Here is a 22,533-nt window from a genome sequence, read left to right as displayed (position 1 = left end):
TCAACGGCAGACTCGAACACCTCCGCGGCATCGCCCTGGGCTTCCGCAACGAGGTCCACTACCGACTCCGAAGCCTCCTGGAGACCGGAGGGTTCAGACCCCGACTACACCCTGGATCCTGAAGAGCCACTGTACGGGCCGACCCTCCAGCACTATCTGACCGGCCGGCTCAGCGCCGAGGACCGCCGGAATTCATCACCAGCCGGTCGGGACTGACCGGTCGACCCCCGATTCCTAAGCTGTGGCCCATGACAACGAGCCCTGCCGTCAGCATTGACGGCCTGTGTGTGGACCGGGGCGGCCGACCGGTCCTCGACCATCTCGACCTGGACATCCCCACCGGTCGGGTCACCGGCCTGCTGGGACCCTCCGGGGCCGGCAAGTCCACTCTGATGCGAGCCATCGTCGGGGTGCAGGTGGTGGCCTCCGGGACGGTCACGGTGCTCGGATCACCCGCCGGCTCCCCCTCCCTGCGCAAGCGGGTGGGATACGTCACCCAGGCGCCGAGCATCTACGACGATCTGACCGTCGAGAGCAATGTGCGCTACTTCGCCCATCTGTTCGGGACCGGACGTCGGCGGGCCGACGAGGTGATCGATCAGGTCGATCTGGCGGCCGAGCGGCACAAGTTGTCGGGCCGGCTCTCCGGTGGTCAGCTGTCGCGGGTGTCGTTGGCCTGCGCGCTGGTCGCCGACCCTGATCTGCTGGTGCTCGACGAGCCCACCGTCGGCCTGGACCCCGTGCTGAGGCGCTCGCTGTGGGCGCTGTTCGACGAGCTGGCGGCGGGCGGGGCGACCCTGCTGGTCTCCAGCCATGTGATGGACGAGGCGGCTCGCTGCGATGAGCTGGTGCTGATGCGCGACGGCCGGGTGCTCGCCCATGAGGGGCTGGACAGCCTGCTGAGGCGCACCGGGACCACCGACGCCGAGGCGGCCTTCCTGGCCCTCATCGACGACCCCCAGTCCGGTTCTCACGGCACCGACGGCGCCCCTCCTCGTCATGCCGAGGACGAGCAGAACAAGGGGGCACGGTCATGACCGGAACGTTCATCACCATGCGCAGGGTGCTCATGCAGCTGCGCAACGATCCGCGCACGATCGGCCTGATCCTGGTGGTGCCGTGCGTGCTGATGGGCCTGCTCGCCTGGATCTACCATGACAACCAGCCGCACGTCTTCGATCAGATCGGCCCCGCCCTGCTGGGGCTGTTCCCGCTCATCGTGATGTTCATCGTGACCAGCATCTCGACTTTGAGGGAGCGGCGGTCGGGGACTCTGGAGAGGCTGTGGACCACCCCGGTCACCAAGGGCGGGTTCGTCGCCGGCTACGCCCTGGCCTTCGGGCTGATGTCGGTCCTCCAGGCGGTGATCGCCGTCGCCTTCTCGATCTGGGTGTGCGGGCTGAGTCTGGTCGGCCCCGTCTGGCAGCTGGTCGTAGTGGCCGTCCTGGACGCCGTGCTGGGCACCTGCCTGGGGCTGCTGGCCTCCGGTTTCGCCCGGACCGAGTTCCAGGCGGTGCAGTTCATGCCCGCGCTCATCCTGCCCCAGTTCCTGCTCTGCGGCCTGCTGGTGCCCCGTGACCAGCTGCCCGATGTGCTGCGCTGGGTGTCGGACATCCTGCCGCTGTCCTATGCCGTCGATGCGATGAAGACCCTGGCCACCAGTGCGGACTCGGGCGCCGACGTCGCCCGGGACTGCCTCATCCTGGTCGGCTTCATCACACTGGCGGTGGTCGGCGGCACGGCCACCCTGCGTCGTCGCACCGCATGACCTCGGCCACCGTCGCGCCCCGACATCCCGGACCCTTCATCCGGTACCCGTGCATTCCTGGCCCGGCTTCCGAGAGCCCTGTATCCGGACCCCGCATCCGGGACGTCGCGAGGCGGACCGACACGTAGTCTGGGGCGCATGACCGAGCAGATCCCCTCCCCCGTCTCCACGGCGTCCAGCCCAGGCGGGACGAGATCGGTCACCCAGATCGGCACCCTACCCCCGATCGAGGAGGTCGAGGCCGGGCTGCCGGTGGACCCCAGGACCGGGCGTCCCCGGATGATCCGCTGGGCGGTGGTCGCCACGGTCTGCTTCGGACTGTCGGCGCTGAGCTCGGCGGTGGCGCTGTGCTGGGCGTGGTGGCAGATGATCCACATGAGGACCTTCCGGTCCGCGACCCGGCTGATCGCCTGGAACGATCCGCGGCCCGGCTCACTGGCCTCGGTGCTGCTGGCCGCCCTCACGATGGTCATCGGCGCGGCGATGGTCGCGATGCCGGGGATTCTCGCCGTCAACACCTGGTTGGGACGCCGGTGGGTCCGCTGGGGTGCGATCGGTGGCCTCGCGGCGGCCGCGCTGGCCGTGCTGATGAACACCCTGTCCTGGATCGGGCTGCCCTTCGCCGTGCTGGCCGGTGTCCTGGTCTGGACTCCGCCGGTCCGCGCCTGGCTGGATCTGTGGGTCCAGGTCAGGGCTCAACCGGACACCGAGCGGTTCGTTCCTCGACAGGTGCGCTACGGCAGGATCGCCGAGCACTACTGAGTCCCGGCGGCCCGACTGGCCTCACAGCTTGACGCCGTCAGAGCCGGACAGCGTCCCGACTGGACGGCGTCCCGACTGGGCGACGTCACCTACGACAGGTGTTGCCACCCGGTCCGGAGTCAGAGGCGGAACTCGGTGGCGGCCCGGGCGTTGTCGGCCATGTCGCGGATGTCGGGGTGATCGGCGGCCAGCACCTCGGTCAGCGACCCGCGGGCGACGATGCGGCCCTCGGCCATGAAGGCCACATCGGGGCACAGGGCGCCGATCAGCGCCAGGTCCTGGGAGGCGATGAGCGTCCCGATCCCCAGGTCGTCGATCATCTGACGCAGGGTTCCGGCGATGGCCTCCCGACCCGCCGGGTCGACGGCCGACAGCGGCTCGTCGAGGACGAGTACGGCCGGGCGGGTGGCCAGGGCGGTCGCCAGGGCGACCCTCTGCTGCTCCCCTCCCGAGAGGGTTCGCATCGTCCGGGCGAGACATCCTCCGGCCAGGCCGACCCCTGCCAGCATGGTCTCGGGGTCGATGGTGTGGGGCCGCCCACCCTTGCGAGCCTCCTTGGCCGCGGCCTTGAGACGGTCGTGGACGGTCTCCCGCGGGTCGAGGATGGTCATCGAGTCCTGGGACATGAACCGGGCGCCCGCGGTGAAGACCTTCGCCTCGCTGAACCTCAGCTTGGCGACCTGTTGCCCGTTGAAGATGGCGGTGCCGGCGCTGGGGCGCAGCAGGCCGTGGAGGACGTCGATGAGAGTCGTCTTGCCCACCCCGGAGGGCCCGATGAGGCCGATCGGCGGCTGGCCGGAGGTCACCTCGAGGTCGACCCCGTTGAGCACCTGCCCGTCCTCGTACCCGACACAGACCCCGCGGGCGGCGAGGGTGGACTGGGCAGCGGGTTCAACGGCCATGGAAGGGCTCCTGGGGTCGGCGGTGGGACTCCCCGAGCTTATCCGGGGGACTATCGGGCATCCTCCAGTTGGCAGCCGAGGGCCAGCAGGACGTCCTCCTGGCCCATCCGGGCGCCGAACATCATGCCGATCGGCAGTTCGACGCCGTCGACCACGGCGGTGTGCAGAGGCAGGCTGATGGCGGGACGCCCGGTGAGGTTCCAGACACTGGTCCAGGGTGTGAAGGCGCACTGGGCGTCGAAGTCACCGGCCGGATCGGAGTCGTCGCGCAGGCCCCCGACCAGCAGCGGGGGTTGGGCGAGGGTGGGACTCACGACGACGTCGAAGTGGTCCCACAGTTCGCTGGTGGTGCGGGTGATCCGCTGGATCCCGGCCTGGGCGTCGGCCAGATCGACCGCCGAGTAGCCGCGCCCGAGCTCGCGGAGCCAGCGGGTGTACGGCAGCAGACCGTCCTCGGCCTCGGCGGGCACCGGGATGGAGGCGGCGCCGACCGCCCACACGCAGCGGAAGGAGTTCCAGGCATCGGCACCGAAGGGCCGGGAGGCGGGCTCGACGATGTGGCCGAGGTCCTCCAGGGTGCGCACGGTCCGGGCCAGAGCGGCGGCCACCGCGGGATGGACCTCGGCGTCGTCGCTGATCACCGGATCGGTCAGGACTCCGATTCGCAGCCGTGGCGAGGGGTGTTCGCAGCCGGCCAGGAATGATCCTGCGGCGCGGGGGGCCGGGAAGGGGTCGCCGGGCCACCCGATCGACAGCACGTCGAGGGCTGCGGCGGTGTCTCGCACGGTGCGGGTGAGGACGCCGGCGGTGGTCAGGCCGGGGCCGTCCAGTCCGTACGGGCCCGATGAGATGCGCCCGCGGGTCGGCTTGAGCCCGACCACTCCGCAGCAGCTGGCGGGGATCCGGATCGACCCTCCGCCGTCGGATCCCTGAGCGATCGGGACCTCGCCGGCGCCGACCACGGCCGCAGCGCCGCCGGAGGACCCACCAGACATCCGGGTGGGGTCGAAGGGGGTGACGGTGGCCGGCCGTCCAACCGGCTCGGTGTAACAGGGCAGACCGAGCTCGGGGGTGGTGGTCTTGCCGATCGGGATGGTTCCGGCGCCCTTGAGAAGGGTGACGATGCCGTCGTCGTGGATGGACACCTTGCCGGCCAGGGCGGCTGACCCGGCCTCCATTGGCATCCCCTTGCACTCGTTGAGGTCCTTGATCGGGCAGGGGACGCCGAAGAGCGGGCCGGGGTGGAAGTCGCGGTCGGCGAGCCGCTCCTGGAGGTGGACGGCGCGACGTCGCGCCCCCTCGTCGTCGATGAAGGTCCACGCGTTGCAGGTGTCGGCGTGCGCCTGCTCCAGGGCGGCGTCGACCACCTCGGGGACGCTGAGCTCGCCGGAGGTGATGCGCGCCGCGGTCTGGAGTGCGGTCAGCTGATCCATCTGGGGGCCTCCTGGCGCGACGATGTGCGAGACGGGGTGGAGATATTGTTCCGCGTCGAACAGGCGAGCGCCCAATGTGACGTGCCCGCCGACAGTGCGCTAGAGTCTGTCGGGCAGTCGTCGCATGCGGGCGTAGCTCAATGGTAGAGCGCCAGCTTCCCAAGCTGGACACGCGGGTTCGATTCCCGTCGCCCGCTCCATCTATGTCTCCTCGAGGGTGTTCTCGAGTGCTGCGGGTCCGACGCCTTGTCAGGGAGTTGCCGCTCTCGGATCCGACATGTTCGAAGTGATCTTCGATGTCACCGGTGTCGCGTGGGCCCTTCGGCTCCTTTGCGCCTTCTGCCCTCCTGCTGTCTCCGCTCCCTTTGCCCCCACTTGTTCCCTCTGTTCTCTTGCTCCCCCGCTCGTTGCGTGGCTTCTACTTCTCGACTCGTGGCGGTGCGTCCGTTTGCTGTCAGAGCGCGGCCTTGCGGGTGCCGGCCTCTGGGCCGATGCGGCAAGAGGGAGTGCGCCGGCACGGAATCTGTGGACAACTTCCGGTCCGGTGTGACGGTCATAACAGTGGGGGGAGTTGTCCACAGATTCCGTGCCGGGCTCTGGCACCCTGCCCGGTCAGCTGTGAGGATGCCGCAATGGACCGGAGAGTGCTGGCGACCGCGATCGCCATGGCGGTGATCGGATCAGGCCTGACCGCGTGCGGGAACGACCCTGAGGCGAGTCCGTCTCCGGCCACCAGCATCTCCACGGCCACAACTCCGACGCCGACCACGGCGACACCCTCCGCGACACCGACACCCTCGGAGGATCCCCTCTTCACCGAGGCCAAGGCCGTTCACCTGAAGTACCTGTCTGAACTCATCTCGTTCGAGAAATCAGGCGGGGGAACCGAGCTTCCACCACAAATGTCCGCCCTCGTTGGGGGAGCATACAAGAAGACCGTCCAGCGCACCTACGCACTCTTTGAAGAATCGGGGCTCCGAGCGGAGCCAGATTCAAAGTGGTCCCGTCCGAGCACGTGGAGGATCTCGACCACTGGCAACCATATGATTGCTATCGGTGCGTGTGTTGACCTTCGCGGGGTCACATACTCAAAAAAGGGAACCCAGAAGACCGCGCGCGGACCGTGGCGCCTAGATGAATTGCAGTTTGACCGAAAAGGCTCAACCCTGATTATCACTGAGGGCCGTACCACAAAGGTGACCTCATGCGGATAGCACTCCTGATATCACTCATCATGATCCTTAGTCTCCCCCAGACACTGCCGGCAAGAGCCGAAGGCGGCTCGGGAGGCACGGAAGCATTCGCTGGCGGCGGAGATGGCGACTTCTCAGTGCGGGCCACCGAATCTGGGCGCTCCGGAAGCGCCGGCTCCCAGGGTGGCCAGTCATCATCGCAGGGCGGATCCACCGGGTCCAGCGGTTCCTCTGACCGGACAGCGAGCTCAAGTGGCGGGAGCAAGCTCGTACGCCGCTGCGACAGCGCAGGCGTCTGCCAGACCTGCGAAACCCCGGCAGCCTCAGGACTCTGCCCCGGATATCTCAACGACATAAACGCCACAGGACAACAGGAGGCCGCGCCACCCACACCTGAGGAGATTCGAAACTGGGCCATATCGGTGGCCACCTCGGTCAGGCTCCCCGCACCCGCAGTGGGGGTCGACCCTGACCCGTCGGTCAACCGCTGGAGAATCGTCGCCGTCGGCCAACCCCTCTGGCTTCACGACAACTCAGTATCAACCGTCGCATCCTCGGCAGCCAACCAAGGAATGAGCGTCTCGATTTCCGCACGACGCACCGGAGTCCGTTTCGACATGCAGGAGAGAGTCATCACCTGCACGTCGATGACCCGGCGCCCAGCCAACGCCGACCCGAAAGCAAAGTCACCCGACTGCGGCTACACCTATCAGCGCAAGGGAGACCGCCGGATCACGGCGACAGCAACCTGGCAGATCACCTGGCACGCCGCCAACCAGTCGGGCACCGTCCCCATGACACGAACCTCGACCCGCACCCTCCCCGTGCGCGAACTCCTCGCCGTCAACACCCGCCCCTCCTGAACGGATGGATTCACAGATCGTGTCCAGCGAGGACTTCATCGCGGACCCACACGTGCCCGATCCCACCTCGGCACACCGGCGGCCTACCGCAGTGTGGTTCCTCCTCGTCGAAACCTGCCCGGCACCGTGATGGACCGCCCGTCGACGCGCCAACCCACCGGCACCATCTCCTCATCCGCGACATCTCCGGAGTGACGCAGCAGCGTGAACGCCCGGCGTCCCATCTCGGGCAGTGGAAGATCAACCGTGGTGAGCGAAGGGCAGCAGTCACGTCCCGCACGGATACCGTCAAAGCCCATGATCCCGAGGTCCTCCGGCACCCGCACACCGGCCTGTTGAGCGCGCCCGAGGACGGCCACGGCGATCGCATCGGTGATCGCGAAGAAGCACAGCGGTCCTCCGCCACCGTGGCTGTGCAAGTAGCGCACCAGGGCGGTGCCGATGTCTCCTCCGCTGTTCACCGCGACCGCCCCGCGCACGCTGTGCTCCACCGACAGTCCAGCCGCTCGCAGACCCGCCACGAAACCCTCTGACCGCGCCACTGCCGAGGGCGCTCGGGCAGTGTCGTCCACGATCGCGAAGCGCCGGTACCCGGCCGTCACCGCAGCCTTGGCGAGGCTGACTCCCCCGGCCCGGTCGTCGGGACCGAGCACCGTCCCGACACCGTGGTCCTGACCCACCGTCACGACCCCACCTCCCCTGGCTGAGATCTCCGACAGAAGCCCTCTGATCCCCGACTGCTGGGACAGGTCCAGATTCAGTGCCCCAACCACCAGCACACCGTCGACGCGCTGAGCCCCCATGCCTCGGAGCGCCGCACTCGTGGCAGCCTCCTCACCACCGGTCTGGGAGAGCAGCACCAGCCGACCCTCGGCGGCGGCGTCTCGTTGGAACCCGGAGGCGATCGCTGAGAAGTAGGGATTCTCGAGGTCTTGAATCACCAGCCCCATCAGTCCCGAGGTGGACCTCGCCAGCGCCTGGGCGCTGGCATTCGGGACGTATCCCAGCTGGCGCGCGGCAACCCGAACCCGCTGACTGATCTGCTCCGACGGCCTCCTCGCCGAACCATTGAGGACACGCGAGGCCGTCGCCATCGAGACGCCGGCAGCCTGCGCGACGTCGCGAAGTGTCACCTGAGCCATGCCCACATCGTGCCCCACCACCATCAGATCTGCGACAAGGATCCCTGCCCTGAACCGGCAGGGAGGGGAGGATCGGCGGCATCTCGAACAGGAGCACGCGCCCCCAGACCTGCAGTGCGGCCGTGCTCGGCGACGGGGCGGTCGTACTCGAGCGGCGTTGCGCAGATCGGCCCGCAACCCCGACCCCGGATAGGTTGAAGCATGGCCGACGACAACGACACCGCTCCCCAGGTCGACACCAATCCCGCTCCGCCGGAGGGCCCCGATCTGCGCGAGGCGATTCACACCACCGGCGCCGCGGACAGAGTGAAGGCCCTGGTGGCGTGGTGGAAACAGACCCGGTTGGCACGAGCTCTGGCACGGTACGGGAACTGCTACGGGGGGCTGTTGTCCTCGGGCATGGCCCTCACCACAATGCTCTCGTTGACGGCGGTCCTCACCGTGGCGATCACCGTGTTCATGGCGGTGCTCGGCGGAAACGATCAGTTGCGCACCTCCTTCATCGAGTCCCTCAACGCCGCACTTCCGGGCGTCCTGAAGACGGAGTCGAACCCGAGCGGACTGGTGAACCCGAACTCCCTGGTCCAGTCGAACGCCTCATCGGTGACCGGAGTCGTCGCCCTGGTGATCGCAGCCTGGTCGGCGGTCTCGCTCATCGGGTCGCTGGCCCAGTCCATCCGATCGGTCTTCGGACTGGTGGCACTGCCGGAGAACGGCCTGGTGAAGATCGGACGCAATGCGCTGGGAGCGCTGGGTCTGGGCGTCGGACTGCTCGCCAGCGCCGGACTGGGCATCGTGGTCAATGTCTTCGGCAACTGGGTGAACCGGATGCTGCACCTGGGGTCAGGAGCCGGTCACATCCTCCTGGTGATCGCCACGATCGCGGTCTCCCTGGTGGTGGACGCCGCCGTGCTGCTCCTGCTGGTCCGCTTCGTGGCAGGGGTTCGGGTGCCCAAGCGCGACCTGGTGTGGGGACTTGCCCTCTTCGCGGTCGCCTCGGCAGTGCTGCGTCAGCTCGGAACCACCGCGGTCGGCTCGGTGAACGGCGCCCTGCTGGCCTCGGCCACCGCGGTGTTGACTCTGATCCTGTGGATCAACCTGGTGATGCGCGTGCTGCTGCTGACCTGCGCCTGGATGGCCAACCCCCCGCAGGCCGTTGCCGTGAACGACCCGGACGCGGTGCACTTCACCGAGTCGCCGAACTTCGTGACCATGAGCGCCCGGCACACCCTCGAGTGGCCGCACAACGCGGTGACCGGCGGACTTCAGCCGGTGGTCCGCGAGCCCGATGTGCCCGAGGATCAGGATCCCCTGCCAGAGAAGGACTGAGTCCGCACTCGGGTGCCGGCCCAGATGGCAGCTGGGCACCTCGCCTCCCGGCCGGCTGCACAGTCTTGCTACTCGAGGGCGCCTCCGCTGCCGGACGACCTCCCGGGTCTGCGCTTCATTGCACATTTCACTCGCCAGACCGCTATCCAGCGCATGAACCCGCCGGAGGGGCCAGTTCAGCGAGTGAAATGTGCACTCCATCCCCCCGCCCGGCGACGTGTGCACCCCGCATCGCCCCTGGATGACCCCGAAGATCCCGTTCCACCCCCTACTTGTTCTAGTTAAAATAGAACAAGTACACTCAACCCATGATCTGGACGGTGGACCCCACAGCCCCCGAGCCGCTCTACGCCCAGTTGGCGGCCCAGGTGCATCTCGCGCTGGCCCGGGGCGAGCTCGCCCCCGGTGAACGGTTGCCCTCCGCCCGACAGCTGGCCCAGTCGCTGGACCTCAACATCCACACCGTGCTGCATGCCTTCCAGCTGCTGCGCGACGAGGGAGTGGTCGAGCTGCGCCGAGGTCGCGGTGCCGTCATCACCGCGCACCAGGGATCCGCCCCGACCTCAGCCGTCCACCAAGCGCTGCGCCACTACCTGGAAGCCGGCCGCGCCGCCGGACTACCGCCCGAGGCCCTCATCACTCTCGTCAAGGAGGCTCTGCGCTCATGAACTCCACATCCCGCCCCAACGCTTTCCCCGACTCCGGAACTCCACCGCACGACCCGGGTGCGCAGGGTCCCGATCCCACCGATGAGCCCTGGCGCCGCCGCGCCCGCCTCACCGTGCTCCTGTCCGCAGCATCCGGGATCGTTCTGCTCGCGATCGCAGCGGTTCTTGCCTGGTCCTGGCGGGCCGATCTGCCCGACCCGGTGGCCAGCCACTGGGGCACCGGCGGCTCCCCCGACGGCTTCTCGAGCCAGGGCTCTCTCCTGGCAACGACCTCACTGGTGGGACTGGGCTGCGTCGTGCTGTTCTCGGCGATCGGCCTGTTCAGCGGCCGAGCAGCCTCGACACTGCGGATCACCGCAGCATCGACGGTGTGGATCTGCGGCCTGCTGGCCATCCTCATCGCCGGATCGCTGGCCGGCCAGCGCGGCCTGACCGACGCCCATCAAGCCCGAGGAATGGATGGGGTTCTGCTTCTGGCCCTCCTCGCACCGCTCGTCCCGGCAGTCCTGGCCGCCCTGCTGATCCCCGCAGATCGCCGGCAGCCGGCCACCGGTGCAGTGCCGGCCTCCGCTCCCCGGGTGAGTCTTGGCGCGTCGACCCGGGCGGTGTGGTTGCGCCGGACCTCTGGAGGACCCGGTCTGCTGGTCTCGATCGCGGGGGTTCTGGTCATCGTGGTGGCGTCGATCATCACCCGGATGCCGGTCCTGCTCGCCCTGGCAGCCCTGCTGGCGCTGCTCTTCGCCACAATGTTCGCCTTCCGGGTGACGGTCGACTCCGCCGGCATCGAGATCCGCTCGGCGCTGGGCTGGCCGCGCACCCGGATCGGCGCGGCCGAGGTCGAGCGGGCCGAGGCGATCCACGTCTCCCCGTTCCGCGACTTCGGCGGGTGGGGCTGGCGGGTCAACCATTCGGGACGCACCGGAATTGTGCTGCGCTCGGGTCCTGGGCTGCTGGTCGAGCAGTCCGGCGGCTGGTCCCTGGTGGTCACCATCGAGGACGCCGAGGAGGGAGCCGCGCTGCTGAACACGATGGCGGCCCGGGCTCGCAGCTGAGGAGACGAGCCTGGTTCGACCCCGCACCGCCCCGGGTCGCCTCCCGTCAGCTCTCCAGAGTCAGCACTCCGGTGCACATTTCACTCACCGAACGGCCCTCGAGCGCGAGAGCAAGCCGGAGGGGCCACTTCAGCGAGTGAAATGTGCACTCGAAACCACCCGCCCGGGATCGGGCGCTTCCCCATCGCACCAGGGACCCGGCTCAGGCCCCCAGGTGGAGGAACAGGGACGCGGTGAGAACAGTCAGCGGGAGGGAGCCGATGGTCGTGATGACAACGGTCACCTCGGCGATCTTCTCCCCCACCTTCGCCCGAGTGGCCGCGATGAAGGCGTTCTGGGCGGTGGGCAGCCCCGCCATGATCGTCACCGCCATCAGTGCGTGCCCGCTCAGCCCCAGGGCCAGACCGGCGCCGAACCCGACGAGCGGCTGGACGACGAGCTTGAAGCCCGTGGCCAGCCCGGCCAACCGGCCGTCCAGGGAGTGCATGGAGAAGGTCTGCCCGACCAGGGAGGCACCCAGCGCGATGAGCACGGTTCCCGGTGCCGCGTCACCGATCAGGTGCGAGGTGGTGACCACCAGGGACGGTGGGTGCAGATCGAAGGCCGAGACCAGGAACCCCAGCATCGCCGCGATCACCATCGGGTTGGTGAAGATCCGCGTGAACACCCCGGACACCGTCGGACGGGTGTGGCTGCCGACCAGGTCTGACAGCACGTAGAACGTCGGGGTGAGGAATCCGAGCTGAAAGATCATCACGGGCACTCCGTAGGAGGCGTGTCCCAGCACGTAGATGCCGATCGGAATGCCGATGTAGGCGGCATTGTTCAGCGACGCCGACATCGCCCCCAGCACCACCTGCCCGACATCGGCCTTCATGAACAGGCGAGCGACCAGGGCGAACAGGACGGCGGTCACCAGCCCCGAGATGGCGGCGACCGCCAACGGCCGACCCACGACCTGATTGATCGGGGTCTCGGCTATCGAGTAGAACAACAACGCCGGGGCGGCCGACCAGTAGACGAAGCTGGAGAGCACCCGGCCGGCCTGGGGACCGATCGCACCGGTCCTGCGCAGCAACCATCCGACAGCGATGACGACAGCCAGGGCGATGACATTCTCGGCGATGACGGTCAACGGGTTTCACCAGGTCCTGGATCGGGGAGCGACGACCTCATCAGTTAACAACCACCGAGGGACTCGGCGCATGCCGGGGCATTCGGGAAGTGGTCGCACGCGCCACCCACACAGTGCCCCCGGAGCGAACCCGCACCGACCTGGAGCGAACCCGCACTGACCTGGAGCGAACCCGCACTGACCTGGAGCAGACTTCTCACCGTTGGCTCACCCTCCCGACGCCGATCCGAGAGGGCGCGTCGACCGAGGTCAGCGCCGACGACCCCTGGTGAGGTAGACCAGCGGGAGCACACCCACCGAGTTCACCGTCATCAGACTCAGCGCCCACAACCCCTTGTGCCCGCGCACCTTCTCGGCCGGACGCCGGGCGAGATCCCCCAGGCTCCAGGCCCGCAGGGCCGCCTCGACGCCTCCGGCCAGCACCAGACCGGTCCGCACCGGCCTGGAGAGGTCGGCCCATCGTGTACGTGCCGCTCTCATGGCAATCATCCGTCGTCCCTCCCGGACCTCCGGGCATCCGGTGATGCACCGTTCCGCTCAGCCTACGACGCGCGCGAGCGCGCGGCGCCGAAGTCGACAAGGACGTCGCCGAGCAACTGCACCCGACACCGAGCCCTCACCAGCGCACGCCACAGCACCGACGAGTCGACGCCGAGACGTCATCGAGCCACCGATGGAAGACCAATGAACAACCGAGCACCCCGCCCCCTGGCCGTCCACCTTCTAGGCTTAGACCCATGACCGAGATGCCCCCCGCCGACAATGACCCGCAGATGCGAATCAGCGACGCCGACCGGGCCCGGCTCGCCGATCTTCTCGACGACGCCTACGCAGATGGGCGGCTGGACCAGTCCGAGCACGGCGAACGGATGACCGCGGCCCTCGACGCGCGGACCGTCTCCGACATCGCGCCGCTGGTCGGAGACCTCGCCCCCCTCGAGACGGTGATGCCCTCAGCAGGCGCGCCGGCGGGCATGGCCCTGGTGCCGACCGACCGCGCCTCCGCCCTGCCGCCGATCATTCCGGGCACCCAGCAGGACCGGATCTCGACCATGATCGGCGACGTCAACCGGGGTGCGGGATCGATCCTGGCCGTCCACACCGAGATCTCCAACGGACTGGGCGACGTCCGCCTGGACCTCACCCAGATGTCGATGGCGGCCCACGACGTCGAGGTCGAGATCCACTCCTTCATGGGCGACGTCATTCTCATGGTGCCGGAGGGAATCCGGGTCATCGACCAGACCAGCCGGTTCCTGGGCGACAGCAAGCTGCACGGCATGCCGCCGTGTCCCGCCAGCGCGCCGACGGTGACACTCACCGGTTTCATGGCCCTCGGTGACGTGCGGGTCTACGGACCCGAGCACAAGTCCTTCCTCAAGAAGCTGCGTCACTGGTTCGGGCACGACTGATCCGCACCCACATTCCCGACGGTCCCCCGCGCAGACCGGCCGTACCCGGGTGGGGTGAGACGGCTGCACATGGCAGCGGTGCCCGACCACACCGGCCATATCCGGGTGGGGTGAGACGGCTGCGGCCGGCAGCGGCGACCGACCACACCCGGCTGTCCCCGGCCGCCCACGCTCGCCCCCCCCCGGCCCCCTTGGCCGGACAATCACCCACCGGCACCCCGGACAATCGACCACGCTCTCACCAGGCGCTCCCGGGCACGCCCGGACTCCGTCTCCCCCGCGATCCACAAGCCGAGTCCCTGCTCTCAATGGATAGACATCCCGTCTATTGATTGATACTATCTGGAGCTGTCGGGGACAGCGTCACACCTAGACTCCGACACAGACTGAAGCGCCAATCGCAACGTCGCATGGTGCGCATGCCAGGAGGAGAACATGACCGTGTTGAGCACCCAGTCGTCGCTCACCGCAGAACAGCGGAGCGACCTGGAACAGACCTGCCGCGAGGTGAGAGCCTCCATCCTCCGAGAGATCGGCAGCCTGGGAAGCGGCCACATCGGCGGCTCCCTGTCGATGGTCGAGGCGCTGGTCACGATCTACTCCCGGCACCTTCGCCAGACCCCGGCCACCAAGGACGACCCGGACCGCGACCGCTTCGTGCTGTCGAAGGGCCACTCGGGCCCCGGCTACTACGCCACCCTCGCCCACTTCGGCTACTTCGACCCGGCCGAACTGCTCACCCTCAATCAGCCCGGCACCCGGCTACCCAGCCATCCCGACATGAACAAGACCCCCGGGGTCGACATGACCAGCGGGTCCCTGGGCCAGGGATTCTCGGCGGCGACCGGCATCGCCGAGGCGCAGCGCCGCCGCGGCAAGGGAGCACGGACCTACGTCATCCTCGGCGACGGCGAGTCCCAGGAGGGCCAGGTCTGGGAGGCCGGCCTGTGGGCCGCCCAGCGCAAGATGGACAACCTCATCGCCATCACCGACTACAACGACATGTGCATCGACGGCTACGTCCACGACATCAACGACATCGCCCCGCTGGACGAGAAGTGGCGGGCCTTCCGCTGGTTCGTCCAGGTCATCGACGGCCACGACGTCGACGCCATCGACCGCGCCCTCACCACCGCCGAGCAGCACCAGGGCCAGCCCTCGATGATCATCATGCGCACCCACAAGGGCCACGGGGTCTCCTTCGTCGAGGCCGCCGGAGTCGCCAACCACTCCATGCCCATCACCCCCGAGCAGGTCCGGGCCGGGGTCGCCGAGCTCAACGAGGAGAACTGACATGCCTGACCAGGAGATGCGCGCCGCACTCGGCGCAACCCTCAACAGGCTGATGGACGAGGACGAGCGGATCCTGCTCGTCAACGCCGACCTCGCCGGGGCCCTCGGCACCTCGGCCGTCATCAAGGCCCACCCGGACCGCTGCTACGACGTCGGCATCCAGGAGGCCAACATGACCTCCTTCGCCGCCGGTCTGGCCAGCTCCGGGTTCATCCCCTTCATCGCCTCCTTCACCGCGTTCACCAGCCGTCGCGCCTGCGACCAGCTGATGGTCTCGGTGGCCTTCGCCAAGCAGCCGGTCAAGGTCATCGGCGGGGACCCGGGGGTCTCCGCGCAGATCAACGGCGGCACCCACATGTCCTTCGAGGACGTCGCCATCATGCGGTCGATGGCCGGGTTCAAGGTCGTCGAGCCCGCCGATCCGCACTCCATGGAGGTCCTGCTGCCGCAGATCGCCGCCGACCCGGCACCGGTCTACATCCGCTCCTTCCGCAAGAAGCGCCACAACATCTACCCGGAGCACCCCGACCTCAAGCTGGGTCGCGCCGAGATCGTCCGCGAGGGCACCGACGTCTCCCTGATCGCCTCCGGGGTCGAGCTGCTGGAGGCCATGAAGGCCGCCGAGATCCTCGACAAGGAGGGCGTCCACGCCGAGGTGATCGACGTCCACACCGTCAAGCCGCTCGACGCCGAGACCATCCTGGCCTCCGTCGGCCGCACCGGTGCGACGGTCACCTGCGACAACGCGAGCGTGGTCGGGGGCCTGGGAGACGCCGTCTCCGAGGTCGTCTCCGAGGCCCATCCGGTTCCGATCACCCGGATCGGGGTGCACGACCGGGTCGGTCAGGTCGGACCCCTCGACTTCCTCCTCGACGAGTACCACCTGTCGGCCCCGTGGATCGCCAAGGCAGCCCGGAAGGTCCTCGCCGCGAAGTGACCAGCGGCACCGGGCTCTCGGCAGGACCCACCTGCCGAGAAGACTCGGTGTCCACTGACTGATATGTTTAGTCCTGCTGGAGGACTCACCTGACAATCCAGCACGAGTGCTGCTCCTGGCCCCGACACGGCAGACGGGTCCACACAACAGCCCCCATCCCGCGACACAGCTGTCGCCAGATCTCCACATGCGGGGAAGGAATTCCAATGTCAACAACCAGCTACGGACCTCACGACACCGTCCGGCTGACCGTGACCCAGGCCATCGTCAAGTTCCTCGAGGTCCAGCAGGTCGAACGCGACGGCCACTCCGAGCCCTTCTTCGGCGGCGTGCTCGGCATCTTCGGCCACGGCAACTGCGGCGGTCTGGGACAGGCCCTGCTGGAGGAGGCCGGCAAGCTGCGCTTCATCCAGGGCCGCAACGAGCAGGGCATGGGCGACATCGCGATCGGCTACGCCAAGATGCGCAACCGGCTCGGCGCGATGGCCGTCACCACCTCGATCGGCCCCGGCTCGGCCAACCTGGTCACCGCCGCCGGAACGGCAACCTCCAACCGGCTGCCCCTGCTGCTCTTCCCCAGCGACATCTTCGCCACCCGCCGCACCGGCTCGGTGCTCCAGCAGATCGAGGACGAGCGCGGCACCTCCACCTCCACCAACGACTCGCTGCGCTCCGTCTCCCGCTTCTGGGAGCGGATCAACCGCCCCGAGCAGCTGGCCAACGCCCTGCTGGGCGCCATGCGCACCCTCACCGACCCGGCCAACACCGGCGCCGTGACGATCTCCCTGCCCCAGGACGTCCAGGCCGAGGCCTACGACTTCCCGGCCGCACTGCTGGCCCCCCGCACCTGGCACGTCGACCGCAACCGCGCCGACGTCGCCTCCCTGGAGGCCGCCGCCAAGGCCATCAGCAAGGCCGAGAAGCCCGTCATCATCGCCGGCGGCGGAGTGATCTACTCCGATGCCACCGAGGAGCTCAAGACCTTCGTGGAGGCCACCGGGATCCCGGTCGGCGTCACCCAGTCCGGCAAGGCCTCGCTGCCCTTCGATCACGAGCTGGCCATCGGGGCCATCGGCTCCTCCGGCATGAAGTTCGCCAACCGAGTGGGCAACGAGGCGGATCTGGTGATCGGCATCGGCACCCGCTACACCGACTTCACCTCGGCCTCCAACACCCTGTTCCAGAACCCCGACGCCACCTTCGTCAACATCAACGTCTTCCCCTTCGACGCCCAGAAGGAGTCGGCGATCCCGGTCGTCGGCGATGCCCGGGAGTCCCTCAAGGAGCTCACCGAGAAGCTGAAGGGCTGGACCGTCCCGGCCGACTACCGCGCGCACGTCGCCGAGGTCGCCCAGCAGCAGCGCGACGAGGTCGCCACGCTCATCGCCCCCGAGCCGGGCGCGAAGATCCTCAGCCAGACCGAGGTCGTCGGCATCGTCAACGAGGCAGCCGGCCCGCGCGACGTCGTCCTCAACGCCGCCGGCTCCATCCCCGGCGATCTGCACCGGCTGTGGAAGCCCGGTTCCCCGCTCGGCTACGGCGTGGAGTACGGCTACTCCTGCATGGGCTACGAGATCCCGGCCGGCCTCGGCATGCGGATCGGCGACCCGAGCCGCGAGATCTTCACCTTCATCGGTGACGGATCCTTCCTGATGTACCACCAGGACGTGCTCACCGCGATCCAGGAGCAGGAGAAGATCATCCTGCTGGTCGTCGACAACAAGGGCTTCGGCTCGATCAACTCGCTGTCGGTGGCCGTCGGCTCCCAGGGCTTCGAGACGACCTTCTTCCACCGCGGCGAGGACGGCCGGCAGGACACCTCCCGTCCCCTGGAGATCGACTTCGCGGCCATCCTGCGCGGCTACGGCGTCACCACCTACTCGGTGGAGACCGCCGACGAGCTGCGCGAGGCCCTCGACAAGGCCAAGGCCGCCACCGAGATCACCGCGATCTACGTCCCGGTGGATCCGGTCGGACGGTTCGGTTCCGAGGGCTTCTGGGAGGTCGCCACTCCCGAGGTCTCGCACATCGAGTCCAGCCAGAAGGCCCACGAGGTCTACATGAAGGGCCGCGAGCAGCAGCGGCTCTACGTGGAGCCGGCCACGAACTGACGGAGAGGTCCCTCCCCGTCCAGGGGGGCGGCCGCTCAGGGGTCCTCGGGCTCCAGCAGCCGCCCCGTCCCCGGGGGTGCTCATCACAGACCCAGCGATGACCTACAGGCGCCCCCGGGGACACCCCACCACCTCCACACATCATCAGCCCACCCCACCACCTCCACACATCATCACCACTTCCAGCGGCCCTGCTGCACGCCACCACAGGCGATCCAGGCACGCGCAAGGACGCGCGGGCGGCCCTGCCCCAACCGGCCCGGGGGGGGACACCGCCGAGCACCCGGCAACAGGCCGCTGACTAGCTGCGCTAGCGTCATCAGGTGGCCCGGGAGCACGCAGAGACAGGCTGCCCGGGACCACGACTCACCGGCGTCCCACACCGCCGAGAAGGAGATTCACGATGAAGATCACAGGAGCTGTTCTCGAGGAGATCGGACGCCCGACCCCCTACGCGTCCAGCCGGCCGATCAGCATCAGTCAGCTCGACCTGGACGACCCCCAGCAGGACGAGGTCCTGGTGAGGATCACCGCATCGGGCATCTGCCACTCCGACCTGTCGGTGCTCAACGGCGCCCGCCCCCGTCCGGTGCCCATGCTGCTGGGCCACGAGTCCACCGGGATCGTCGAGAAGCTCGGCCCCGGGGTCGACGACCTGACCGTCGGTCAGCACGTCACCCTGGCCTTCCTCCCCCGCTGCGGCACCTGCTCCGGATGCCTCACCGACGGCAAGCTGCCCTGCATCCCGGGCACCGCCGCCAACACGGCCGGCACCCTGCTGGGCGGCGGCATCCGGCTGCACCGGGACGGCAAGCCGGTCCTGCACCATCTGGGCGTCTCCGGATTCGCCGACCACGCGGTCGTCAACCGCAAGTCCGTCGTCCCGGTGCCCGCCGAACTGCCCCGTGAGATCGCCGCCGTGCTGGGCTGCGCGGTCCTCACCGGCGGCGGTGCGGTCATCAACGCCGGACGCCCTGGACCCGGCGACGACGTCGTCGTGGTCGGTCTGGGCGGGGTCGGGATGTCGGCCGTCCTCACCGCCGCCGCGCAGGGCACCGGCGAGGTGATCGCCGTGGACGCCAACCCGGCCAAGCTCGCCGAGGCCAAGGAGTTCGGCGCCAGCCAGGCCTTCACCCCCGACGAGGCCCTCGCCAAGGGGCTCAAGGCGCCGGTGGTCATCGAGGCCGCCGGACACCCCCGCGCCTTCGAGAACGCCGTCCTCTACACCGCCCTCGGCGGCACCACCGTGACGGTCGGCCTGCCCCACCCCGACGCCCGCTCCGAGATCTCCCCGGCCGCCCTCACCGGCGAGGCCCGCACCATCATCGGCTGCTACCTCGGCTCGGCCGTGCCGGCCCGCGACATCCCCAAGTACGCCCAGATGTGGATCGACGGGAAGCTGCACGTCGAGAAGCTCATCACCTCCAGGATCCGGCTCGACCAGATCAACGAGGCGATGGACACCCTGGCCGCCGGCAACGCCATCCGCCAGGTCATCCTCTTCGACTGACCGGCGCACCGCGTCGCCCCCGTCGTGCCGAGTCGGGGCGACGTCGCAGGGACTGATCCCCACGACGTCGCCCCTGCGGGAAACCGGCACCGCGGGTCCACCACCCACCTCACCCCGCACACCCTTGGAGACCTGATCCACGATGACGTCCACCCAGCTCCACCACGACTTCGAGTTCGGCCTTGACGGCCACGGGGAGGTCCTTCGAATCGCCGCCCGAGGCTCGGAGGTCCTGGCCAACGCCGTCATCAACCGGGGCACCGCATTCAGCGCCCAGGAGCGGAAGACGCTGGGTCTGAGAGGACTGCTGCCCTCGGGCGTCACCACCATGGAGGACCAGCTCAAGCGGGTCTACGTCCAGTACCGGGCGCAACGCTCCCCCCTGGACAAGTACCTCTTCCTCAACACCCTGCACGACCGCAACGAGGTGCTCTACTACCGGCTGCTGTCCGAGCACATCGAGGAGATGCTGCCGATCGTCTACACCCCGACCATCGGTCAGGCGATCCGGGAGTACTCCCACTGGTACCACCGGCCGCGCGGGGTCTACCTGTCGATCGACGACCCCGAGGGCATCGAGGACGCGCTGCTGTCGATGGGTCACGGCCCCGACGAGGTCGATCTCATCGTGGCGACCGACTCCGAGGGGATTCTCGGGATCGGGGACCAGGGGGTCGGCGGCGTCGCGATCACGATCGGCAAGCTGGCCGTCTACACCGCCGCCGCCGGGATCCACCCGCACCGGGTGCTGCCCGTCGTGCTGGACACCGGGACCGACAACCTCGATCTGCTCAACGACGAGGTCTACCTCGGGGTCCGCCACGCCCGGGTCCGCGGTGAGCGCTACGACGCCTTCATCGACCGCTACGTCACCACCGCGCACCGGTTGTTCCCCCATGCGATGCTCCACTGGGAGGACTTCGGCGCCTCCAACGCGACCAGGATCCTCAACAAGTACCGTGACGACTACTGCACCTTCAACGACGACATCCAGGGCACCGCGGCCGTGGTCGCGGCCGCGGTGATGAGCGCCGTCCAGGTCTCGGGAACCCCCCTGGCCGACCAGCGGATCGTCATCCACGGGGCCGGCACCGCCGGCATCGGCATCGCCCGGCTGCTGGTCCAGATGATGTGCCAGGACGGCGTCGACCCCGAGACCGCCCGGTCGCGGGTCTGGGGGCTGGGATCGCGAGGACTGCTGCGCGAGGGGATCGCGGTTCGCGACTTCCAGCAGCCCTTCGCCCGTTCGGCGGCCGAGCTGGCCGGCTGGACCCTCGACCTGCCGGGGCACTACGAGTTGGCCGATGTGGTGCGCAATGTCCACCCCACCATCCTCATCGGCTGCTCGGCGCAGCCCGGCGCCTTCACCGAGCAGATCGTCCGAGACATGGCGCAGTCCTGCCAGCGGCCGATCATCATGCCGCTGTCGAACCCGACCGACCGGGCCGAGGCCTCCCCCGCCGACCTCATCTCCTGGACGTCGGGACGCGCCCTGGTGGCCACCGGCTCGCCCTTCCCGCCGGTTCGCTACAACGGGGTGAGCTACCGGATCGCCCAGGCCAACAACGCCCTGGTCTTCCCCGGGATCGGACTGGGGGTCACCGCCGCCAGAGCCACCCGGATCTCGGACTCGATGATCACCGCTGCGGTCCGCACGGTGGCCCGCAGCGTCGACCCCCGACCCGCCGGGGCCTCCCTGCTGCCCGAGATCTCCGGTCTGCTGCCGCTGTCGGCCCAGGTCGGTCTCGCCGTCGCGCTGGCCGCCCAGAAGGAAGGACTGGCCACCGCACCGCTGGACAACCCGGTCCAGGCCATCTACGACGCCATCTGGCGCCCCGACTACCCACGCGTCAAGGCGATCTGACCACCGGTCGGACCCAGTCATCCCGCATCTTCGACTCTCGATCAATCATCCGTTCAAGGAGGAACTCTCACATGAAAAGAACTGTAGGAATCGGCGTCTTCGGTGTCGGCAAGATGGGCCAGGCCCATGTCCGCCGGATCAACGACTCGCTGCGCGGCGCACGGGTCGTGGCGATCGGCGACCCCGCCCCGGAGTTCGCCCACAAGGCGGCCCCCGGACTGGACCTGCCCGATGACGCCGTGGCGGAGAGCATCACCGAGATGTGCGCCCGTCCCGATGTCGACGGCATCCTGGTCGCCGCCTGGGACGGTGAGCACGAGGCCGCCGCCCTGGCGGCCATCGCGGCCGGCAAGATGGTCTTCTGCGAGAAGCCGCTGACCCCCTCGGTCGAGGGCTGCCGGCGGATCATCGAGGCCGAGGAGAAGGCCGGACGCCGACTGCTCCAGATCGGTTTCATGCGCCGCTACGACACCGGCTACCAGCAGATGAAGCAGGTGCTGGACTCCGGGAGGATCGGCGACCCGCTGCTCGCCTACTGCATGCACCGCAACCCCTCTCAGGGGGAGAGGTTCGAGTCCCACCAGATCATCACCCAGGTGATGGTCCACGAGTTCGACATCTCCCGCTGGCTCTTCGGCGAGGAGATCACCCGGGTGCGCGTCGACCGTTCGCGGTCCACCTCGAAGGCCCCCGAGGGGCTCATCGACCCGCTCACCGCGGTGCTGTGGACCGAGTCGGGGGTCCGGATCAACGTCGAGGCGGTGTGCTTCGGACGCTATGCCTACGACATCCGCTGCTCGGTGCTCTGCGAGGACGGCGACGTCGCCCTGCCCGACCAGCTCGCCCCCACCATCCGCGACGCCTCCGGTGTGCGTCATGAGATCGGCACCGACTGGCTCGACCGGTTCAAGGACGCCTACAACATCGAGATCCAGAGCTGGATCGACTCGGTGATCGCCGGCGAGCAGGACGGGCCCAGCGCCTGGGACGGGTACGCCGCCCAGGCCATCTGCGAGGCCTCCGCCGAGGCGATGGGTTCGGGGGCCGAGCAGCCTCTGGACCTGATGGCCAAGCCGGCCATCTACAGCTGAGACCGCACGCACAGAGCGCGTCCGGACAACCCTGGGGTTGTCCGGACGCGCTCTGGTTGTCCGGGTCG

The 22,533-nt window shown here is 68.6% G+C and carries 19 protein-coding genes and 1 tRNA gene; 15 read left to right on the top strand and 5 right to left on the bottom strand.

Going from position 1 to position 22,533, the window contains the following annotated elements:
* Window positions 1-248 precede the first annotated feature (248 nt).
* The 3 genes from H590_RS0109610 to H590_RS19360 all read left to right on the top strand — a co-directional run bounded on the left by H590_RS0109610 (window position 249) and on the right by H590_RS19360 (window position 2,530).
* Window positions 249-1,037, top strand: coding sequence for an ABC transporter ATP-binding protein (locus tag H590_RS0109610; protein ID WP_028703382.1), 789 nt, complete (start codon window positions 249-251; stop codon window positions 1,035-1,037).
* A complete protein-coding gene (locus H590_RS0109605; protein WP_028703381.1) occupies window positions 1,034-1,768 on the top strand; it encodes an ABC transporter permease in 735 nt (244 codons plus the stop codon). The genes H590_RS0109610 and H590_RS0109605 overlap by 4 nt, the downstream gene beginning before the upstream one ends.
* Window positions 1,769-1,906: 138 nt before the next feature.
* Complete coding sequence (locus H590_RS19360) at window positions 1,907-2,530, top strand: hypothetical protein (protein ID WP_036981850.1); 624 nt, start codon at window positions 1,907-1,909, stop codon at window positions 2,528-2,530.
* Window positions 2,531-2,649: 119 nt separating this feature from the next.
* On the opposite strand, the gene H590_RS0109595 is transcribed toward H590_RS19360, so the two are convergent.
* Both H590_RS0109595 and H590_RS0109590 read right to left on the bottom strand, forming a co-directional pair.
* Window positions 2,650-3,432, bottom strand: coding sequence for an ABC transporter ATP-binding protein (locus H590_RS0109595; RefSeq protein WP_028703380.1), 783 nt, complete (start codon window positions 3,430-3,432; stop codon window positions 2,650-2,652).
* Between the two features lie 50 nt (window positions 3,433-3,482).
* Window positions 3,483-4,865, bottom strand: coding sequence for an amidase (locus H590_RS0109590; RefSeq protein ID WP_028703379.1), 1,383 nt, complete (start codon window positions 4,863-4,865; stop codon window positions 3,483-3,485).
* A 126-nt stretch (window positions 4,866-4,991) separates the two neighbouring features.
* Between H590_RS0109590 and H590_RS0109585 the strand changes: the two genes are divergently transcribed.
* Window positions 4,992-5,065, top strand: a tRNA-Gly gene (locus tag H590_RS0109585).
* 1,565 nt (window positions 5,066-6,630) lie between these two features.
* Complete coding sequence (locus H590_RS0109575) at window positions 6,631-6,921, top strand: hypothetical protein (protein WP_126412652.1); 291 nt, start codon at window positions 6,631-6,633, stop codon at window positions 6,919-6,921.
* Window positions 6,922-7,004: 83 nt separating this feature from the next.
* Here H590_RS0109575 and H590_RS15985 read toward each other — a convergent pair whose 3' ends face one another.
* Window positions 7,005-8,063 carry a LacI family DNA-binding transcriptional regulator gene (locus tag H590_RS15985; protein ID WP_071161738.1) on the bottom strand — a complete coding sequence of 353 codons (1,059 nt, stop codon included), beginning with the start codon at window positions 8,061-8,063 and terminating at the stop codon, window positions 7,005-7,007.
* Window positions 8,064-8,264: 201 nt separating this feature from the next.
* On the opposite strand from H590_RS15985, the gene H590_RS15980 reads away from it, so the two are divergent.
* From H590_RS15980 to H590_RS15975, 3 genes are all read left to right on the top strand, one after another.
* Entirely contained in the window at window positions 8,265-9,392 is a 1,128-nt protein-coding gene (locus tag H590_RS15980; protein WP_051238431.1) for a YihY/virulence factor BrkB family protein, read from the top strand.
* 308 nt (window positions 9,393-9,700) lie between these two features.
* Window positions 9,701-10,060: a GntR family transcriptional regulator gene (locus H590_RS0109560; RefSeq protein WP_028703376.1), complete on the top strand. Its 360-nt coding sequence runs from the start codon at window positions 9,701-9,703 to the stop codon at window positions 10,058-10,060.
* Complete coding sequence (locus H590_RS15975; RefSeq protein ID WP_051238429.1) at window positions 10,057-11,112, top strand: DUF1648 domain-containing protein; 1,056 nt, start codon at window positions 10,057-10,059, stop codon at window positions 11,110-11,112. Before H590_RS0109560 ends, H590_RS15975 begins: the two co-directional genes overlap by 4 nt.
* Window positions 11,113-11,314: 202 nt before the next feature.
* Here H590_RS15975 and H590_RS0109550 read toward each other — a convergent pair whose 3' ends face one another.
* Entirely contained in the window at window positions 11,315-12,247 is a 933-nt protein-coding gene (locus H590_RS0109550) for an AEC family transporter (protein ID WP_036981846.1), read from the bottom strand.
* A gap of 249 nt (window positions 12,248-12,496) precedes the next feature.
* Window positions 12,497-12,727 carry a hypothetical protein gene (locus H590_RS0109545; RefSeq protein WP_036981844.1) on the bottom strand — a complete coding sequence of 77 codons (231 nt, stop codon included), beginning with the start codon at window positions 12,725-12,727 and terminating at the stop codon, window positions 12,497-12,499.
* A 257-nt stretch (window positions 12,728-12,984) separates the two neighbouring features.
* Here H590_RS0109545 and H590_RS17360 point away from each other — a divergent pair, with 257 nt between their 5' ends.
* From H590_RS17360 to H590_RS0109510, 7 genes are all read left to right on the top strand, one after another.
* Window positions 12,985-13,659 carry a DUF1707 SHOCT-like domain-containing protein gene (locus tag H590_RS17360; RefSeq protein WP_084149417.1) on the top strand — a complete coding sequence of 225 codons (675 nt, stop codon included), beginning with the start codon at window positions 12,985-12,987 and terminating at the stop codon, window positions 13,657-13,659.
* Window positions 13,660-14,094: 435 nt separating this feature from the next.
* Entirely contained in the window at window positions 14,095-14,952 is an 858-nt protein-coding gene (locus H590_RS0109535) for a transketolase (RefSeq protein ID WP_051238428.1), read from the top strand.
* Window position 14,953: 1 nt separating this feature from the next.
* Window positions 14,954-15,889: a transketolase family protein gene (locus tag H590_RS0109530; protein ID WP_028703371.1), complete on the top strand. Its 936-nt coding sequence runs from the start codon at window positions 14,954-14,956 to the stop codon at window positions 15,887-15,889.
* A gap of 206 nt (window positions 15,890-16,095) precedes the next feature.
* On the top strand, window positions 16,096-18,000 hold the full coding sequence (iolD, locus tag H590_RS0109525) for a 3D-(3,5/4)-trihydroxycyclohexane-1,2-dione acylhydrolase (decyclizing) (RefSeq protein WP_028703370.1): 1,905 nt from the start codon (window positions 16,096-16,098) through the stop codon (window positions 17,998-18,000).
* Between the two features lie 403 nt (window positions 18,001-18,403).
* Window positions 18,404-19,510: an alcohol dehydrogenase catalytic domain-containing protein gene (locus tag H590_RS0109520; protein ID WP_028703369.1), complete on the top strand. Its 1,107-nt coding sequence runs from the start codon at window positions 18,404-18,406 to the stop codon at window positions 19,508-19,510.
* Between the two features lie 142 nt (window positions 19,511-19,652).
* On the top strand, window positions 19,653-21,374 hold the full coding sequence (locus H590_RS0109515) for an NAD-dependent malic enzyme (protein ID WP_028703368.1): 1,722 nt from the start codon (window positions 19,653-19,655) through the stop codon (window positions 21,372-21,374).
* A gap of 71 nt (window positions 21,375-21,445) precedes the next feature.
* Window positions 21,446-22,465: a Gfo/Idh/MocA family protein gene (locus tag H590_RS0109510; protein ID WP_028703367.1), complete on the top strand. Its 1,020-nt coding sequence runs from the start codon at window positions 21,446-21,448 to the stop codon at window positions 22,463-22,465.
* Window positions 22,466-22,533 lie beyond the last annotated feature (68 nt).

Origin of the sequence: Acidipropionibacterium jensenii DSM 20535, assembly GCF_000425285.1 — a bacterium.
GTDB classification, from domain to species: domain Bacteria; phylum Actinomycetota; class Actinomycetes; order Propionibacteriales; family Propionibacteriaceae; genus Acidipropionibacterium; species Acidipropionibacterium jensenii.
Note: the sequence above shows the minus strand (reverse complement) of the source record. Positions and strands in the feature narration are given on the sequence as shown.

Excerpts from the sequence above, each read along its gene's own strand:
- H590_RS0109560 (WP_028703376.1), top strand. The coding sequence starts at position 9,701 with ATGATCTGGACGGTGGACCCCACAGCCCCCGAGCCGCTCTACGCCCAG.
- H590_RS0109530 (WP_028703371.1), top strand. The coding sequence starts at position 14,954 with ATGCCTGACCAGGAGATGCGCGCCGCACTCGGCGCAACCCTCAACAGG.
- H590_RS19360 (WP_036981850.1), top strand. The coding sequence starts at position 1,907 with ATGACCGAGCAGATCCCCTCCCCCGTCTCCACGGCGTCCAGCCCAGGC.
- H590_RS15975 (WP_051238429.1), top strand. The coding sequence starts at position 10,057 with ATGAACTCCACATCCCGCCCCAACGCTTTCCCCGACTCCGGAACTCCA.
- H590_RS0109610 (WP_028703382.1), top strand. The coding sequence starts at position 249 with ATGACAACGAGCCCTGCCGTCAGCATTGACGGCCTGTGTGTGGACCGG.
- H590_RS0109515 (WP_028703368.1), top strand. The coding sequence starts at position 19,653 with ATGACGTCCACCCAGCTCCACCACGACTTCGAGTTCGGCCTTGACGGC.
- H590_RS0109590 (WP_028703379.1), bottom strand. The coding sequence starts at position 4,865 with ATGGATCAGCTGACCGCACTCCAGACCGCGGCGCGCATCACCTCCGGC.
- H590_RS15980 (WP_051238431.1), top strand. The coding sequence starts at position 8,265 with ATGGCCGACGACAACGACACCGCTCCCCAGGTCGACACCAATCCCGCT.
- iolD (WP_028703370.1), top strand. The coding sequence starts at position 16,096 with ATGTCAACAACCAGCTACGGACCTCACGACACCGTCCGGCTGACCGTG.
- H590_RS15985 (WP_071161738.1), bottom strand. The coding sequence starts at position 8,063 with ATGGCTCAGGTGACACTTCGCGACGTCGCGCAGGCTGCCGGCGTCTCG.
- H590_RS0109575 (WP_126412652.1), top strand. The coding sequence starts at position 6,631 with ATGAGCGTCTCGATTTCCGCACGACGCACCGGAGTCCGTTTCGACATG.
- H590_RS0109595 (WP_028703380.1), bottom strand. The coding sequence starts at position 3,432 with ATGGCCGTTGAACCCGCTGCCCAGTCCACCCTCGCCGCCCGCGGGGTC.
- H590_RS0109520 (WP_028703369.1), top strand. The coding sequence starts at position 18,404 with ATGAAGATCACAGGAGCTGTTCTCGAGGAGATCGGACGCCCGACCCCC.
- H590_RS0109510 (WP_028703367.1), top strand. The coding sequence starts at position 21,446 with ATGAAAAGAACTGTAGGAATCGGCGTCTTCGGTGTCGGCAAGATGGGC.
- H590_RS17360 (WP_084149417.1), top strand. The coding sequence starts at position 12,985 with ATGACCGAGATGCCCCCCGCCGACAATGACCCGCAGATGCGAATCAGC.
- H590_RS0109535 (WP_051238428.1), top strand. The coding sequence starts at position 14,095 with ATGACCGTGTTGAGCACCCAGTCGTCGCTCACCGCAGAACAGCGGAGC.
- H590_RS0109545 (WP_036981844.1), bottom strand. The coding sequence starts at position 12,727 with ATGAGAGCGGCACGTACACGATGGGCCGACCTCTCCAGGCCGGTGCGG.
- H590_RS0109605 (WP_028703381.1), top strand. The coding sequence starts at position 1,034 with ATGACCGGAACGTTCATCACCATGCGCAGGGTGCTCATGCAGCTGCGC.